This is a genomic window from [Clostridium] aminophilum (genome assembly GCF_900101295.1).
GTDB lineage: Bacteria > Bacillota > Clostridia > Lachnospirales > Lachnospiraceae > Clostridium_R > Clostridium_R aminophilum_A.
In genome coordinates this window covers 13,205-30,232 of sequence record NZ_FOIL01000009.1, presented here as the reverse complement: position 1 = coordinate 30,232, position 17,028 = coordinate 13,205, and the positions used below count along the sequence as shown (strand labels likewise).

Genomic DNA, 17,028 nt, shown 5'->3' with positions numbered 1-17,028 from the left:
TTTGAAGTCAAATCTATTTCACTGGAAACGATATCTGTGGATTCTCTCGGCAGCAGGAATTCTGACGGTGTCAGCGACTCCTGCCGTTGTTTTTGCGGCTCCGGAGACCGGGGCGGCATCCACTGCAGCGCAAAGCGGAAGTGAGGCATCTGCGATAGCGGAGACCACGGAGACCGCTACGAAGGCGCTGTACGGCACTTCCCCGCAGCAGGCACAGTCAGCCAGGGTTGCCTCCATCGCGGCGCAGGCTGCGGCAACGGCGGGAACCGGGGAGGAAGCTTCGGCGGCGGTGGCGTCCATTGCGGCCGCTGCGGCGGAGACGGCGGCACAGGAAGTCACGGAGGATGCACAGGCATGGCCGTCCGACACGGGGATCTTCTCGGAGGCGGGCGTCGTGATCGATGTGGACTCTGGCTGCGTGCTGTTCGGACAGAATATGCATCAGCAGAAGGCCCCGGCCTCAATCACCAAGATCCTGACGGCACTGGTTGTGTTGGAACATGTCGATAATCTGGACCAGATGATTCCCTATTCGCATGATGCGGTATACAATACGGAATCCGGCAGCGGCAACAAATACGGACTCGACGAGGGCGATTCCCTCTCGGTGCGGGATGCGCTCTATCTGATGCTTCTGGCGTCCTCCAATCAGTCGGCGAATGCACTGGCGGAGTATGTGGGCGGAACCCGAGAGGGCTTCGTCCAGATGATGAATGACAAGGTGGCGGAACTCGGATGCAGAGACAGTCATTTTGCGAACCCGTCGGGATTAAATGACGATACCCAGCTGACCAGCTGCTATGATATGGCGCTCATCGGCATGGCGGCATACCGCAACGAGCGGCTTCTGGAGATCGGAAGCACCCGCTCCCATAAGATCACCACGCCGACGAAAAACAATCCGAACGGAATCAACGTGAAAATGGAGCACAAACTCCTGATCACAGAGGATCCGAACAGTGAAAACTATTACCCCTTTGCAGTGGCCGGAAAGACCGGATACACATCCATCGCGGGACAGACACTGGTGACCTATGCCGTGAAGGAGGGCCGCAGACTCATTGCGGTTACGATGAAGTCCCGGCAGAAGACCCATTACACCGACACCATCAATCTGCTGGAATTCGGATTTAACCGGTTCGAGAATGTTCCGGTTGCGGAACAGGAGACTGCGATCTCACAGGCGTCCGGCAATGTGACACTGGGAGACAGCACGTTCGATGCGGCGGATCTTTCCGTTGAAGAGACGGTGATGACGGTTCCGAAGAATCTGAGCGTGACGGATCTTGAGCGAACCGTTCTCACGGGAGAGGATATGCCGGCTCCGGCACCGGACGGCGCGGCAGCCTACATCCAGTACAGTTATCGTGACCGCGTCACCGGCGGTGCGTATGTGACCGCCGAGTCTCTGCGGGCAAAAGAGACGGGAGCGACCGGGACGGAAGGTAACCGCAGGACAAAGGCGGAATCGGGAGACAACATTTTTTCAAAGGCAGCAAAGGGGATCGGAAGCTTCTTTGCCGGGATCGGAGATGCGGTCCGGAACCTGTCCGTTCCGGGAATCATCGCCATCGCCGCCGTGGCCGGACTTGCGATTCTGACGGTAATTGCTTTTTTTACTTATAGCGTCCAAAAGCGCAGAGAGAATGAAAGGCTTGAACGGCGCCGTACACGTCTCAGAGAAATGGGAGTCAGTGAGGAAGAGTTTGCGGAAATGGTCGGCCGCCGCCGCAGAAGCCGCGGGGAGAAAAACAGCTCCCGGGATTTCTCCGCAGAGACTTACCGTGTGACGGAAGCCGGAAATTCTCCGGCGGATCATCACGGCAGGGCGGAAGACGTGAAATCTCCGGCGGTTCCGCAGACGGAGGCCTTGAAAACAGAAACGCCGGAAAATCCGGACGACAGTTTTCTGGATGAAGACTTCGGTATGGACGGAGAACTGATTACGGAAGAGGATCCGGAGAAGAGACAGCCGCATGTATGAAGATTTCTTGAACTTTTTCGTAATCTGCTGACAATCAAAGCGCGGATAGTATATAATACCGAATAGTTTTTGCTGGAATGCATTTTGGAGGTTACCGAATGAAAAAGCCGTTACTGTCCGCAGCAGTCGTTCTGACATCCCTTGCGATGCTGGCCGGATGTACAAAGAGTAATATTGTCAATGCCGATCACCAGACCGTTGCCGTAACGGGCAACCCGGAGGATGGTGCACCGGAAAATGTCGAGATTGACTGGGAGCAGGTCGCAGATGACGCTCATTCCATTTTTGATGATAAAACGGAGTATCCGAACAGTGTCAAGTTCAGCATTTATCTGAATCAGGAGACCAAGGAGATCATGCTGCTCTGGGCGGTGGACGATAAGTTCTCCGCTGAGGACCTGAGCCGTTATGCGGAAGATGCTCTGAAGATGTTCAACGATATTGTCGCAACGCAGGACGGCAAGATTGCCATGTCGGATGAGAATTCCTACGGCGGTCTCTGGAAGGATTACGGTGTATCCCTCGGAATCATGCCGGACAGCACCAAGGAAGACCGGGATACCTGGTATCTTGACTGTGAGTATCCGGCCGGAGAGGACTTCAAACTTCCGGATACCAAGGCAGCGCTCGAAGTGCTGAAGAAGCATGCTGCCGAGGAGGCAGCTGCAGCGAAGACCTCTGCGGCTGCAGAGGAGACGGAGAGCAGTTCCGAGACAGAGGAAGAGGACGAGACAGAGACAGAGTCAGAGTCAGAGACAAAGGCGCAGTAAGGAATCTGCGGAAGGATAAAGAAAACGGCGGAGAAACCGGATGGCACGGTTTCTCTGCCGTTTTTGAGATCATGGGAATATTCTCCGTTTTTTCCGTAATCTGAAAACACTCCGCGGGGCTCCCCCATCCCCTCAGGACTGAGGGGATGGGGCGCCGAAGCCCCCTGCGGACGTTATTCCGCACCCATCTCATGGCCGGTCGGAAGGCCGGAGTGATAGGAATTGCTTCCGATGACAGTCAGGAGATCTTCCAGATTCTGTCGCTGGAGCGAGATCGGGCACTCGATGCTGTGATTCAGCATCCGGAAGATCTCGTCGGATTTTTCTATTGTTTTCCCGAAAAGATCGGGGAAGGATTCCGTGGAGACCAGAGACGGATCCCAGGGATTGATCCACGGCTCGTGGGCGGTGTTCAGACACCCATGGTAGTCGACCACGCCGTCTGCCACCATTTTCGCCGACGCCACCGGCCGCCGCATGACGAGGGATTCCAGAACCGCGAGGCCGAATCGCTTGCGGCCTTTGGAATCCGAGAGCGTCCGGGTTCCGATCTTCATGGCGATGATCGACCGGTGCACCATGGCCGGTGTGACGCGGAAGGTGGAATGAACCGTCACCGGGTAGTAGACCGAATTGATGCATTCCGACAGGAAACGGCTGATAAACTGGATCTCCTGACCGTTCAGAAGGATCGTTGCCGTCTGGCTGAATTCCGACGGTTTCTTCTTTTTGTAATGCCACAGAAGAATGGCATCGATATCATTTTCCAGTTCGGCGTGCCGGCCGTAGGAGGCGGCGTTCGGGTGTTCCACACAGTGATCCGACAGCGCATAAATGTACGGATGGCAGATGGAGTCCGCCGCGTAGTGACTCAGGAGCCCGGCGAGATAAGCGATGGCCTGTCCCTGCTGGGTATTGGAGTCGGTCGAGCCGATGTGACGGATGAAAGTCTCGAAGAAATCTCCCGTGCGGTAGGAATGCATGGTTGAGCCGACGTTGTTGAAACCGCGGTGCCGGAGTCCCGGAATATAATAGAAGAACATATCCGGGCCCTGAAGACCGAGCTGATAGAGACCGCGGTAGCGGGAAATCAGATATTTCAGCCGGCAGCTGCCGAGGTGCCGGTATGATTTCAGACCGAATATATAATGAGTGGTAAATCCGGGCATTTCGGTTCCTTTCTGTATCGTTATCGTTTGAGTTCAGTATAGCACAGAAGTAATATCGGCGATTTGCCGGGGATCATATAGAAAAAATAAAAAACAGTTCCGGATATAACAAATGGCCTCCCCAGCAGTGGGAGGCCATTTGAAAAGGGAGGAGAGCTGAACTATGATCAGCTCAGTATTATGAAAAAAACTTGTAAGCAATTTCCGTAATCTCTTTCGATTACAGGTTCATTATAGGAAGTGTTCATGTCGAAACGGTGTTCTTTTTGTAAAAGAATTTCGAATTAAATATGAACGAAATATGAACCGCATCGGGTTTAAGATTTTCGCGGATGCATGATATAATACGCCATGAACCTCGGTAAGACGGGCGGAACAGGCGGGATTGCGGCCGGAATGGAGCCGGATCCGGAAGACTCCGGCTGTGCGGATCGGGGCGGAACCGGCATTTTCCGGCGGAGGCAGCAGTTTTTCGGACCGCAGGAAGCTTTTTGGGGGAAATGCCGCAGAAAGGAAGGCATACATTGAGAATTCTGCATTGTGCCGACATTCATCTGGATTCCAGAATGTCGGCGAATTTTGATAAAGAAGAGGCTGCTGTGCGGCGCCAGGAAATCCTCGGGACGTTTCTGGATATGATTGAGGAGGCGGCGAAAGCGCACACCGACCATATCCTGATCGCCGGTGATCTCACGGACAGCGCGAAAGTGACCGCGACGGTCCGGAACACCGTTCTCGGTGCCCTGAGGGATCATCCGGAGATGAAATTCTGGTATGTTCCGGGCAATCACGACACCGGCGAGGATTTCCTCGGTGTCACGGAGGATCTGCCGGACAATCTCCATGTGTTCGGAAATGACTGGGAGACGTGTTCTCTGGATGCGGACGGCCGAATCCGGCTGTCTGCGGCGGCGATGGACGGGACGCCCCGGGTCGGGGAAGGGCTGTCACTATTGCTGAACCCGGAATGCTTCAACATCGTGATGCTGCACGGACAGGCAGCGGGGTATCATGCGCGGTCGAAGGCGGAGACGATTTCGCTTTCCGCTTTTCGCGGGCGGGGAGTGGATTATCTGGCTCTCGGGCATATTCACTCCCATCAGGAAGGCGAACTGGACGGCCGGGGGATATTCTGTTATCCGGGGTGTCTTGAGGGGAGAGGTTTTGACGAGTGCGGCGAACACGGTTTTGTGACGCTGGAGATCGACGAGGATACCCTGCGGATGAAGCGTCATTTCATCCCGTTTGCGGGACGGTGTCTGTGGGAGATACCGGTGGATGTGAGCGGATGCGCGGATTCCGACCGGATGGCGAAACGGATCCGGGAGGAGATGGATCGGCAGAAAGCGGAGAACATCATCCACGAGGGGGACCTGATCCGGGCTCTTCTGGTGGGAAAGATTCCGGCGGATGCGGAAAAAAATCTGCTGTTCCTTCGCCGGAGCATGGAAAAGGAGTTTTTCCATTTTGAGGTGGAGGACCGCACCGGGATTGAGATTGATTATGAGAGTTTCCGTTATGACACTTCGCTGCGAGGGGAGTTTGTGCGGCTTGTGGAACAGGCGGAGATTCCGGAGGAAGAGAAGGCGGAGATCCTTCGCTGCGGAATCCGAGAACTCAGCGGGGAGGTGGATGAGTTATGAGACTTCGGAGTCTGCACATTGAGAACTTCGGAAAACTCTCCGGAACGGAAATGACATTTGACCGGCCGATGACCGTGATTCTTCGGGAAAACGGCTGGGGAAAGAGCACGCTGGCCGCATTTATCCGCATCATGTTCTACGGTTTTGCCGGAGGAGCGAAACGGAGCGGGCTGGACAATGAACGCCGCCGCTACCGTCCGTGGAACGCGGGCGGAGCATACGGCGGGTCACTCACGTTTGAGATTGACGGACATCCCTACCGGATCGAGCGCATTTTCGGCAGCAGGGAAAAAGAGGATCTGTTTCAGGTCTTTGATGAGGTGACCGGAAAGCCGACGGATGTGTTCACGGACCGGATCGGGGAGGAGATCTTCCGGATCGATGCGGAATCATTTGCCAGAACCGTGTTTACCGCGCAGATGGATGCGTCGACGTCATCCACGTCCGTGATTCACGCTCGGATCGGCGACAAATCGCAGACCGGCGGAGACATGGAGCGATACGGGGAAGTGAAGGAACGGCTGAAGAAAGAGCAGGACCGGCTGACTCCGGACCGGAAGACCGGAGCGATCGCCAGGACCAGAGAGCGCATTGCGGAACTGGACGGGATCCTGCGCGGACGCCGCTCGGCAGAGGATGCACTGAAAAAGCTTTCGGGGGAGATCGCAGAGCGCAGGCGCCGGAAAAATGAGATCGATCTCCAGCAGAAAGAGCTGGCAGAGGCGGCGTCGAAGATGGCCGAATCCGGCGATCGGGCGCTGCTCTTCCAGCGGTATGACGATCTGCTCGGCGCGGAGCAGCGGGCGGCGGAGGAAACCGCGCGCCTCCGGAAAACCTTTGCCGGGGGAATTCCGGAGAATACTGCACTGGAGGCGATGATCCGGGAGGCGGGGACGCTGTCCGGGGTGGAAATGACGTCGTTTGCGGAGCATCTGAACGAGGCGGAGACCGAAGAATTCAACCGCCTGATCCGTCTGTTTCATGCGGGCGTTCCGGAGGAAACGGAATTGGAAGATCTGGTGGAGAAATCGCGCCGGATGGAAAAGATGAAACACTGGGTTGCGGAACACCGTCTCACGGAGGACGAGGAACAGCGGCTCGCAGAGGGAGCCGCGTATTTTACGGCTGCTCTCCCGGAAGAGACCGAGATCCGCGCGGCGGCGGGGGCCTGGGAGAGGCTCGGTAAGATTCGCAGTGAGATTGAGAGCAGCGAGGCGGCCCGAAAGGCGCTTCGGGAGGAACTCCGGCGGCGGAGCGGCAGTGAGCAGAGAGCCGCGGAGGAAACGGACAACCGGATCCGGAGAATCCTCGGAATTCTGGTCTTTGCCGCGGGATGTGCGGCGGTATTCTTTCTGGCAGACGCGGGGGCGGGACTCTATGCGGTCGGCGGCGGAGCCGCCGCGGCTCTGGCAGGCCTTCTGCTGATTGCCTTTTCATTCGGCGGCCGAAAGCAGCCGGCGGAAGAGCGGGAATCCGAAGAAGAATTTCAGGAGCTCTCCGATCGGGTCCGCGCCGCGAAGGAAGATGCGGCGAAACTGGAGAATACAGTCCGGGATTTCTTTTATCACTGCGGGATGGCTTATGCGCCGGACCGTGTGAGTGACGACCTCTACGAGATCCGGAGCCGTGCACAGGATTACCGGGAACTGCTGAAACAGTACAGGGTATTTCGCAATTCCGGTTACGAAGAGGCCATCCGGGACATTTCGACCGAACTCATGGAATATGCACAGCGGCATCACATGGAGATTCCGGATGACGGACAGTGGACGGAGACACTGGTGCGGATGGGAAAAGACGCCGCGGAATACCGGATTCTCTCCGCAAGAAACGCCGGCGCGAGAAAAGGGAGGGAGGCGATCCGGGAGCGGAAGGCCAGAGTGGAAGAGTATCTCCGTACACTGGGGATCCGGCCGTCGGAGCCGTATCTGGATCAGTTGACGGATCTTCGCGACCGCACCCGGGCCTATGACCGCGCGGAGGCAAATTTCCGAGAGGCGAGATGTGCCCGTGAAGTGTTTGAGACGGAGCACGAAGGAATTGCGCAGGCAGACCGCAGGGCGCCGGAGATGAGCGGCGGAGAACTGGGGGAAAAGAATGCCCGGCTTGAGGCGGAGGAAGAACGCATCCTGGCGGAAAAACGGAGTTTTGAGTCACAGGCGGAAGCGCTTCGGGAAGAACTTGCCCGTCTGGACGACGCGGAAGAAGAGCGGATCGCGGAGACGGAAAAACTGGAGAAACTGACCCGGCGGTACGCGGTGGTATCAAAAACCGCGGAGTATCTGGAAAAGGCGGCAGAACGCTATTCCATCCGCTTTCTGGATCCGGTCAGCCGTTCGTTCCGAAAATATTACCGGCTTCTGACCGGGGAGGACGGGGATACATTCCGGATCGATTCCTCCCTCTGTGTCCGGGTGTCGGAATGCGGCGCGCTCCGGGAGGAGGCCTGCTTCAGTGCGGGAATCCGGGACATGATCGGTCTGTGCTCGCGAATGGCGATGACGGACGCAATGTATCCGGGCGAAAAGCCGTTTCTGATCTTTGACGATCCCTTTGTCAATCTGGACGACGGGAAGCAGGAGCGGGCGAGGAATTTTCTGGACGCCGTGTCGTCGGAATATCAGGTGATCATTCTCACCTGCCACGGTTGAGACGGAACCGGATGCGATGCAGGAACCGGCGGCGGAGAGATTCCGGGGCCGTTCCGACAGATTGAGCAAAAGGGTGGAACGATTCAAAAATATCCGAAAAAAACAGGTTGTTCGCATCTTACGCATGCTGTAGAATGAACCTGTATGTATGGAACAGGGATTTCCGGCGCAAAAGCGCACGGGAAATTTAAGGAGGATAATACTATGCAGAACCCGGTTGTAACGATTGAGATGGAAGACGGCGGAGTTATGACAGCAGAGCTTTACCCGGAGGTTGCACCGAATACGGTCAACAACTTTGTAAGTCTGATCAAGAAGGGCTTTTACGACGGTCTGATCTTTCATCGTGTCATCAAAGGATTTATGATCCAGGGCGGCGATCCGGAAGGTACCGGCGTAGGCGGCCCGGGATATGAGATCAAGGGAGAGTTCCGGGATAACGGTTTCCAGAATGATCTTCGGCACACAAAGGGTGTTCTCTCGATGGCGAGAACCATGGATCCGGATTCCGCCGGCTCCCAGTTCTTCATCATGCACGCGGAGGCCTCCTATCTGGACGGCCAGTATGCGGCGTTCGGAATGCTGACGGACGGTCTCGAGGTTCTCGATAAGATCGCAGGAACCCGCACCGATTTTGATGATCGTCCGCTGAAGGACCAGAAGATCGCCAGGATGACCGTGGATACCTTCGGACAGGAGTATCCGGAACCGGAGAAACGCTGACCTTGAAATATACGGTAAATGTTTCCGTGGACGGGAGAATCTGCCCGGTCACGGTTTCCGACGAGAACAAGGCTCTCCTTGCCGCGAAAGCGGCCGGGGGAGCCATTGTCGGTATATGGAGAGAAAACCGGGACACCTCCGGTCTGGACGCCTGCCTCTATCTTGTGACGGGGGAGGAGGATGTGACGGCAGATCTCCTGGAAAAAGCGGCCAGACGGCACCTCGGCCTTCCGTGGATTATCGCGGACACTCCCCGGCTCCGGATCCGGGAGTTTACGGATAACGATCCTCTGGAGAAACCAAACCCCTGGGACTGCGGCGTCTTCGCCGAAGAGGAGACGCGCAGGGCGTATATCCGTCATCAGTACCGGTTTTCCGAACACGGCCTCTGGGCACTCGAAGAGAAGTCGGGCGGCCGGATTATCGGAAAAGCCGGGATTACGGATATCGCGGAAGAAGAAGAGATTTCGGCACTGCGGAAGACGGCAAACTCCGGGCAATCCGCAGATGGGCAGACAGAGAGGACGGAAGCCGGGAAACGGATTTATGTTCTCCTTTTTGACGAGGGGAAGCCGGACTCCGGGAACGGATGCGGCTTTTGCCCCGGCACCGCCGTCGGCGAACTGGGATACCACATTTACCCGGAATACCGGGGGCAGGGATTTGCGGAGGAGGCCTGCCGTGCCGTTCTCCGCTATGCGGAGGAAGAGATGGAACTGGACGGCGCATTTCTCCGTATCCGAAATGACAATACCGCGTCGCAGATGCTTGCAAAAAAACTGGGATTTCGGTGCAATTCCGCCGGAAAACCGGATGAAATATAGTAAAAAAGGAAATTGTTTTTTATCTGTACATGATATAGAATATATTGTATACATAAAAGACCTTATATTTATGCCCGGATCGAATCCGATCCGGAAGGAAAGTTTGAAAGTAAGCCTTCCGACTTTGATTGGCGGCTCAAGCAGACAGAAAAAAAGGAAAGTCTGAGGGAGTGAGCCTGGAGGAAATAACCATGGAACAGTCGCTGCGTCTGCGCGCATACGGAAAGATCAACCTCGGACTGGATGTCACGGGGACAAGGGAGGACGGCTATCATCTGGTACGGATGATTATGCAGTCGGTCCGGATCTATGACCGGATCACGGTTACCCGGAAAAAGACGCCGGGGATCGTCCTTCACAACAGTCTGTCGTTTCTCCCGACGGATCGAAGAAATCTGGCATACCGTGCGGCAGAGCTTCTGTTTCAGGAGACCGGCATGGAAGACACGGCCGGTGTGGAGATTCGGATTGAGAAATATCTCCCGGTGGCTGCGGGAATGGCAGGCGGCAGCACGGATGCGGCCGCGGTACTGTACGGAGTGAACCGGCTGTTCCGGATGGGATTCGACGAGAAAAAACTCTGTGAGCTGGGGCTCCGCCTCGGTGCGGATGTTCCGTTCTGCGTGATGCGCGGAACGGTTCTGGCGGAAGGAATCGGTGAGGAGCTGACGAAGCTCCCGGATATGCCGGACTGCAGCATTCTCGTGGTAAAACCGGACTTCCCGGTCTCGACAAAACAGGTATATCAGGATTTGGATGCCGTTATGCCGGAGTACAGAGATCACTCCGAGGAAGCGGAGCGGTTCCGGGCGAGCAGACCGGATATCGATGGACTGATCCGCGCCATTTCCGCGGGAAGCATCGGTGAACTTTTGCCGTGCATGGGCAATGTTCTTGAACAGGTCACGGTTCCGGCGCATCCGGAGATTGCGGAGATCGCAGAAAAGATGGAAGCGCTCGGAGCGGACCGGGCCATGATGAGCGGCAGCGGACCGACGGTATTCGGCATTTTCCGGTCCGGAGAAGCCGCAGAAAATGCATATCGGACATTCCGGGAGGATTCCCGCAGAGAGAAGGACGGTGCCAGAATTTATCTCACACAGCCGTATGCGCCGTTGAAACCAGAAAGAGAGGTACGAAAGTGACAGATAAGTTTGAAGTTGACATGAGTGAATATCTGCCGCTCCGCGATGTTGTCTTCAAGACACTTCGTGCGGCGATTCTGAAAGGAGAACTGGCACCGGGAGAGCGACTGATGGAGATCAAGCTGGCAAACCAGCTGGGAGTCAGCCGTACTCCGGTCCGTGAGGCGATCCACAAGCTGGAACAGGAGGGACTGGTTCTGATGATCCCGCGCAGAGGCGCGGAGGTCGCAAAGATTTCCTCCAAGATGCTGCAGGATGTTCTGGAGGTGAGACGCTCGCTGGAGGATCTCGCGATTACGCTGGCGTGCCGCAGAATGACGCCGGAGCAGTACCACGATCTGGAAGAGGCGGAGAAGGTATTCGTTCAGGCCATTGCCACCGGCGATTCCCTGAAGATTGCGGAGTCGGATGAGGCGTATCACGATGTGATCTACTATTCCACCGGCAACGCAAAGCTGGTTCAGATCCTGAACAACCTCCGGGAGCAGATGTACCGGTATCGCCTGGAATATATCAAGGACGGAGAACAGCACGATGTGCTCTGCAGAGAACATGAGCATATTATGAAGACTCTTCTGGAGAAGAATATCCCGGAGGCGTCTAAGGCGATCCGTGAGCACATCGATAATCAGGAGTTCACGGTATTAAAAAACCTGAGAGATCAGGAGGCGCTGGAAGAGAAGCAGGCGCAGGCAAAAAAAGGAAAACGCTGACGGAGACACCGTCTGCAGCGAAATTTAATCCGGGGCATGTCATTGCGGCATGCCCCGGATTTTTTTTGTCAAAGGAAAGAGTTCCGCACTTTCTATGGTAAAAAGCGCTGTGAGGAATGTGTACGCCGCTGAGGAAAAGAAAAAATTATCTTTAAACAAAAGTCAGCCGAAAGATAAAAAAACAATAAACAAAGGTGAACTGCGTTGACAAGGTGACAGGGTGTCACTATAATGGGTGACAGATTGTCACTAAACGGGAGCCATGGAGATGCGAGTCTTTCGGTGATCCCTGCCGGTTCGAGGCAGAAGCGGCACCGATGCGGACATAGATCAGGTATGGACCCGGATGGCAGACAGGAGCAAAAGGTTAGGAGGAACCGATATGCCGACAGAACGGTTTTTTCGTCTTCCGATGGAAAAACAGAAGGCGATCAGACAGGCAGCATTTCGTGAATTTGCAGCGCAGACGCTGGACCTTGTTTCGATCAACCGCATTGTCAAAGATGCGGATATTTCCAGAGGAAGTTTTTATACGTATTTTGAAGACAAATGGGATCTTCTGAACTATCTTCTGGAGTCCTATCAGCGGGCCATCGAGCGGGAGGCACAGAAATCCCTGAAAAAAACCGGAGGGGATGTATGGGAAATGTTCCGCGACATCTTTCAGATGATCATTGAGCACTGTCAGGATACGCAGGTCCGTGATTTTATCGGCCACATTCTCGTGAATGAGAATCCGGAATCGGCGCTGAAACTTTTTCCCTGTGTGGAAGAAAGTGAGAAAAACGCCGATATGGAGCGGAAACTCCGGGCTTTCTACGAGGCATACAAAGAAGAAAAGTTCCGGAAGATGCCATTTTCCCGATTTCAGAATTTTATGCAGCTTGCGATGCTGTCGGTTCTCTATGAACTGAGCCGGTATGCGGGCGGTGCGGAAGAGCAATGTGTCATCGAGGAATTCCGGGAGAAAATGTCGATTCTCCGCAGCGGTGTGGCCGTGATCGGAGAGGTCTGTCCGGATGACTGAGATCAGGCGGACGGCAGCGTAAAATACAGAAGGTCCGGAGAGACAGAAGTTCAAAAGGATGCGAAAATCCCGGAGAACGGACCGTAGGATCAAATGACAAAACAGAAGGCCCGATGAAGAAATCGGACCCTGATAAACAGGCGGATGAGAGCCGGAGAGGAAAGAACGTTCTATGAAAAAGAAGAAACTGATCATTGGTGCAGCAGCTGCTGTGCTGCTTGGCGGAATTATCGTATTCCGTTTTATGCAGAAACCCGAAACCGATGTTGCATCGGCAGTGCCTGCTGTCGTGGTTGAAAAACCGTCGACAGGATCCATCTACGTCGAGACGGGACTGACCGGTTCGATTGAGCCGGCGGATTCTGTTTCGGTTATTCCGAAGGCGGCCGGCGAAGTGACTGAGGTGGCAATTCGTGCCGGTGATGTGGTGCAGGAAGGTCAGAAGCTGGTTCATATTGATACCAAAATGGTTGACAGTGCGAGAATCAGCCGGGACAGTGCGCAGATTGCCGCCTCGGATGCGGCAACTAATCTCAGCAGAATGCAGGCGCTTGCCGCGGCCGGAGACATTTCCCAGCAGCAGCTTGAGCAGGCGAGCTCCTCTGCCCGCACGGCGGCGCTTCAGCTGGAATCGGCAAAGCTGAATCTGAAGAATCAGATGGAATACAGTGATATCACCGCGCCGATTACAGGACGCGTGGAAAGCGTGAGCGTTGAGGTGCATGACAATGTATCCCAGCAGAATGTGATCTGTGTCATTTCCGGAGAAGGGTCCAAAATCGTTTCCTTCAATGTCACAGACCGTATTGTGAAAAATCTGAACGTCGGTGACCGTATCCGCGTTGAGAAACAGGGAAAAGAGTTTTACGGTCAGATCACCGAGATCAGCTCGATGGTGGACAGCCAGACGGGACTGTTCAAGGTGAAAGCGTCCATGGATGGTGCGGACGACCTCGCAACCGGCGCAACGGTAAAACTCTATGTTGTCGGAAGCAAGGCGGAAAACGTGATGACGATTCCGACCGACTGCATTTATTATAACGGCGGCCAGGCGCAGGTATACACGGTGGACGATGACAACACAACGGTTCACCTGATTCCGGTAACGGTTGGCGTGTATGACAGCGAAAACTCGGAGATTCTCGAGGGCATTGATATGAATTCCCGGGTGATCCAGACCTGGACATCCGAGCTCTTTGAGGGAGCGAAAGTCCAGATCACGGAACCGGATACAGCACCGGAGACGGACGAAAATCCGGAGATCGGTTCTGCGGAAGAGAACAGTCAGGCCGGTCAGGCGAAGTAAGGGGGCACGGAAATGGGTATTACAAAATCAGTTCTGAGGCGCCCGGTCACGACATTTCTCGTGGTCCTCTGCCTTCTTGTATTCGGTGTGTCATCCTTTCTGGGATCCAAGATGGAGCTGATTCCGAAGATGGAAATGCCGATGCTGGTCGTTTACGCGACCTATCCCGGAGCCAACCCGGAGGACGTCAATACGCTGGTTACGCAGCCGATTGAGGATTCCCTCGGCACACTGAACGGAGTAAAGGATATCACGTCGTACTCGAATGCGAATATGTCCTTCCTGCTTCTTCAGTATGAGTACGGCTCGGATATGGATAAGGCCTATGATGACCTGAAGAAGGCGATGGACGGCGTCAAAAACAAGCTTCCCGATGATGTGGATACGCCTTCCATCATTGAGATGGATATGAACGCGCAGGCGTCCATGACCCTGGCGGTAAATAATGACGCCGAATCGAATCTCTATAACTATGTGGACAATACCGTCGTTCCGGAATTCAAAAAACTGAGTTCCGTCGCGAGCGTGGATGTCAGCGGCGGCCAGGAGCAGTATCTGAAGATCGAGCTGATTCCGGAGAAAATGAGTCAGTACCGGCTCAGTATTTCTGCGGTGGCTCAGGCCATCTCTGCTGCGGACTTTTCCATCCCGGCAGGAAAGACGAAGGTGGGCGACCAGAAGCTTTCGGTTACCACCGGCGCCACCTTTGACACGGCGGAAAAACTGAAAAATGTTCCGATCACGTTATCTTCCGGCAACACCATTTACCTTCAGGATGTGGCAAATGTCCGGAATACGCTGAAGGATGCGGCCGGTATCGGCCGATATGACAAGAAGGATACCATCGCGCTGGCACTGAAGAAGAACGACAGTTCCTCGGCGGCGCAGGTATCCAGAGAGGCACACCGGGTAATTGACCGCCTGACCGCGGAGAATCCGAATCTTCAGATCGTTGTCGTAAACGACAGCGCAGACAGTATTAACAGCTCGCTGAAGAGCGTAATGGAGGCAATGGTTGCCGCGGTCATCATTTCCATGATCATCATCTGGCTCTTCTTTGGCGATATCAAGGCGTCCATGATCGTCGGAACCTCGATTCCGGTATCGATTCTGGTGGCCCTGATCGCGATGAGCACGATGGGATTTTCTCTGAACGTCGTTACTCTCGGCGCGCTGGTTCTCGGCGTCGGAATGATGGTCGACAACTCCATCGTTGTGCTGGAGAGCTGTTTCCGTTCAACGGAAGGGAAGGGATTCGACAAATTCCATGAGGCGGCGCTGGACGGAAGCGGTAAAGTCCTGATGTCCATCATCGGATCGACCCTGACTACCTGCGTTGTATTCCTGCCGCTGGCGACACTCTCCGGTCTGTCCGGCCAGATGTTCAAGCCGCTGGGATTCACCATTGTGTTCTGTATGCTCGCTTCACTTCTGTCGGCGATGACGATCGTTCCGCTCTGCTATGTGCTCTATAAGCCGAGAGAGCGCGAGAAGGCGCCGCTGTCGAAGGCTCTGATCTGGATGCAGGACGGCTATCGCGGTATTATGGAGGGTTTCCTTCAGAAAAAGAAGAGAGTCATGCTGGTCAGCGTGGCACTTCTGATCTTCTCCTTTTTTCTTGCGACCAAGATCCATACGGAGCTGATGCCGGCAACCGATGACGGAGAGGTGCAGATCAGTATCAGCATCCGGCCGGGTGCCGATATGCAGAAGGCCGGAGAGATCTTCGGCCGGGTGGAGGACTTTATTGAGAAGGATCCGGATGTGGATCATTTCCTTCTCTCCTACGGAAGTACCGGTCTGTCGGTTCAGAGTGGCTCGTCCGGAACGCTGACGGCATACCTGAAGAAGGACCGGAGCCGGTCGACAAAAGAGATCATCAATGAATGGAAGCCGGTTCTCACGGCTTATCCGGACTGCCGGATTACGCTTACGATGTCCAGTTCGACCTCGATGAGCGGATCCTCCAACGAGTCGGATGTTCAGTATATGCTGCAGGGCGCTCAGTATGATGAGCTGAAGAACGCTTCGGACGAGGTTGTGTCGATCCTCAAGGAGAGGGGAGATATCACCCAGATCCATTCCACGCTGGAGAACTCCGCACCGGTAGTCAAGATTGATGTGGATCCGCTGAAGGCACAGGCGGAAGGACTTTCACCGGCGGCCATCGGAAGCACGGTCAACATGATGCTTTCCGGAAACAAGGCGATGACGCTGAAGGTCAATAGTGATGATATCGAGGTTCGGGTGGAGTATCCGGACGATGAATACGATACGGTCGAGGACGTCCAGAGTATCATTCTTCCGAACAGCAAGGGCGGTTCCGTGGCACTGGCGGATGTGGCGGATATCTATTTTGAGGACAGTCCGAGAAGCATCCAGAGAAAGAACAAACAGTATCAGGTGACCATCAGCGGAGCCTTTGCGGGAGACGTTCCGGCAAAGGAAAAGACCGCGATCTCCGATCAGATTTATCGGGATGTCGTGGCTCCGAAGATGCGGAACGGCATCACCCGTGCCCAGAGTCTGCAGACCGAGATGATGAACGATGAGTTTGCATCGCTCGGAAAAGCAATTTTGACGGCGATCTTCCTGATCTTCGTCGTTATGGCGGCACAGTTTGAGTCTCCGAAATTCTCTCTGATGGTTATGTCCACGATCCCGTTCTCGCTGATCGGCGTGTTCGGATCGCTGTTCTTCTTTGATATCTCGATCAGCATGACATCACTCCTCGGATTCCTGATGCTGGTCGGAACGGTAGTAAACAACGGTATTCTCTATCTGGATACCGCGAATCAGTACCGGATGACCATGGATCAGAAAACGGCGCTGATAGAGGCCGGTGCGACCCGACTTCGCCCGATTCTGATGACAACAATGACCACTGTTCTCTCCATGATCCCGATGGCGGCGACCACCAGCGGAAGCGGACAGGTTATGCAGGGGCTGGCGATGGTAAATATTGGCGGTCTGACGGCTTCGACCGTGCTTTCTCTGCTGATGCTTCCGGTTTATTACGCAGTGGTCAGCCGCAGAAGCAAAGTGGATGCAATGGATATCGACTGATCGGAAG

At 55.0% G+C, this 17,028-nt stretch carries 12 protein-coding genes; 11 read left to right on the top strand and 1 reads right to left on the bottom strand.

Translation table 11 applies throughout. The features are described from left to right. Position 1: 1 nt before the first annotated feature. Together BMW41_RS04085 and BMW41_RS04080 are read left to right on the top strand one after the other, a co-directional pair. Positions 2 to 1,984: a D-alanyl-D-alanine carboxypeptidase family protein gene (locus BMW41_RS04085; RefSeq protein WP_074648972.1), complete on the top strand. Its 1,983-nt coding sequence runs from the start codon at positions 2 to 4 to the stop codon at positions 1,982 to 1,984. 98 nt (positions 1,985 to 2,082) lie between these two features. After that, the gene (locus BMW41_RS04080) at positions 2,083 to 2,754 is read left to right on the top strand and encodes a hypothetical protein (protein ID WP_074648971.1); all 672 of its coding nucleotides are present in this window, start codon (positions 2,083 to 2,085) and stop codon (positions 2,752 to 2,754) included. A gap of 173 nt (positions 2,755 to 2,927) precedes the next feature. Here BMW41_RS04080 and BMW41_RS04075 read toward each other — a convergent pair whose 3' ends face one another. After that, positions 2,928 to 3,923: a zinc dependent phospholipase C family protein gene (locus BMW41_RS04075; protein ID WP_074648970.1), complete on the bottom strand. Its 996-nt coding sequence runs from the start codon at positions 3,921 to 3,923 to the stop codon at positions 2,928 to 2,930. 524 nt (positions 3,924 to 4,447) lie between these two features. Here BMW41_RS04075 and BMW41_RS04070 point away from each other — a divergent pair. From BMW41_RS04070 to BMW41_RS04030, 9 genes are all read left to right on the top strand, one after another. After that, entirely contained in the window at positions 4,448 to 5,566 is a 1,119-nt protein-coding gene (locus tag BMW41_RS04070; protein ID WP_074648969.1) for a metallophosphoesterase family protein, read from the top strand. Beyond that, positions 5,563 to 8,217 carry an AAA family ATPase gene (locus BMW41_RS04065; RefSeq protein WP_074648968.1) on the top strand — a complete coding sequence of 885 codons (2,655 nt, stop codon included), beginning with the start codon at positions 5,563 to 5,565 and terminating at the stop codon, positions 8,215 to 8,217. Before BMW41_RS04070 ends, BMW41_RS04065 begins: the two co-directional genes overlap by 4 nt. 204 nt (positions 8,218 to 8,421) lie before the next feature. Continuing rightward, a complete protein-coding gene (locus BMW41_RS04060; RefSeq protein ID WP_074648967.1) occupies positions 8,422 to 8,940 on the top strand; it encodes a peptidylprolyl isomerase in 519 nt (172 codons plus the stop codon). Between the two features lie 2 nt (positions 8,941 to 8,942). Next, entirely contained in the window at positions 8,943 to 9,764 is an 822-nt protein-coding gene (locus tag BMW41_RS04055) for a GNAT family N-acetyltransferase (RefSeq protein WP_074648966.1), read from the top strand. Between the two features lie 191 nt (positions 9,765 to 9,955). Then, the gene (gene ispE / locus BMW41_RS04050; RefSeq protein ID WP_074648965.1) at positions 9,956 to 10,909 is read left to right on the top strand and encodes a 4-(cytidine 5'-diphospho)-2-C-methyl-D-erythritol kinase; all 954 of its coding nucleotides are present in this window, start codon (positions 9,956 to 9,958) and stop codon (positions 10,907 to 10,909) included. Then, a complete protein-coding gene (locus BMW41_RS04045) occupies positions 10,906 to 11,622 on the top strand; it encodes a GntR family transcriptional regulator (RefSeq protein WP_074648964.1) in 717 nt (238 codons plus the stop codon). Before ispE ends, BMW41_RS04045 begins: the two co-directional genes overlap by 4 nt. A gap of 382 nt (positions 11,623 to 12,004) precedes the next feature. Then, complete coding sequence (locus BMW41_RS04040; RefSeq protein WP_074648963.1) at positions 12,005 to 12,649, top strand: TetR/AcrR family transcriptional regulator; 645 nt, start codon at positions 12,005 to 12,007, stop codon at positions 12,647 to 12,649. Between the two features lie 172 nt (positions 12,650 to 12,821). Beyond that, positions 12,822 to 13,955 carry an efflux RND transporter periplasmic adaptor subunit gene (locus BMW41_RS04035; protein ID WP_074648962.1) on the top strand — a complete coding sequence of 378 codons (1,134 nt, stop codon included), beginning with the start codon at positions 12,822 to 12,824 and terminating at the stop codon, positions 13,953 to 13,955. A 12-nt stretch (positions 13,956 to 13,967) separates the two neighbouring features. Further along, positions 13,968 to 17,021: an efflux RND transporter permease subunit gene (locus BMW41_RS04030; RefSeq protein ID WP_031472446.1), complete on the top strand. Its 3,054-nt coding sequence runs from the start codon at positions 13,968 to 13,970 to the stop codon at positions 17,019 to 17,021. Positions 17,022 to 17,028 lie beyond the last annotated feature (7 nt).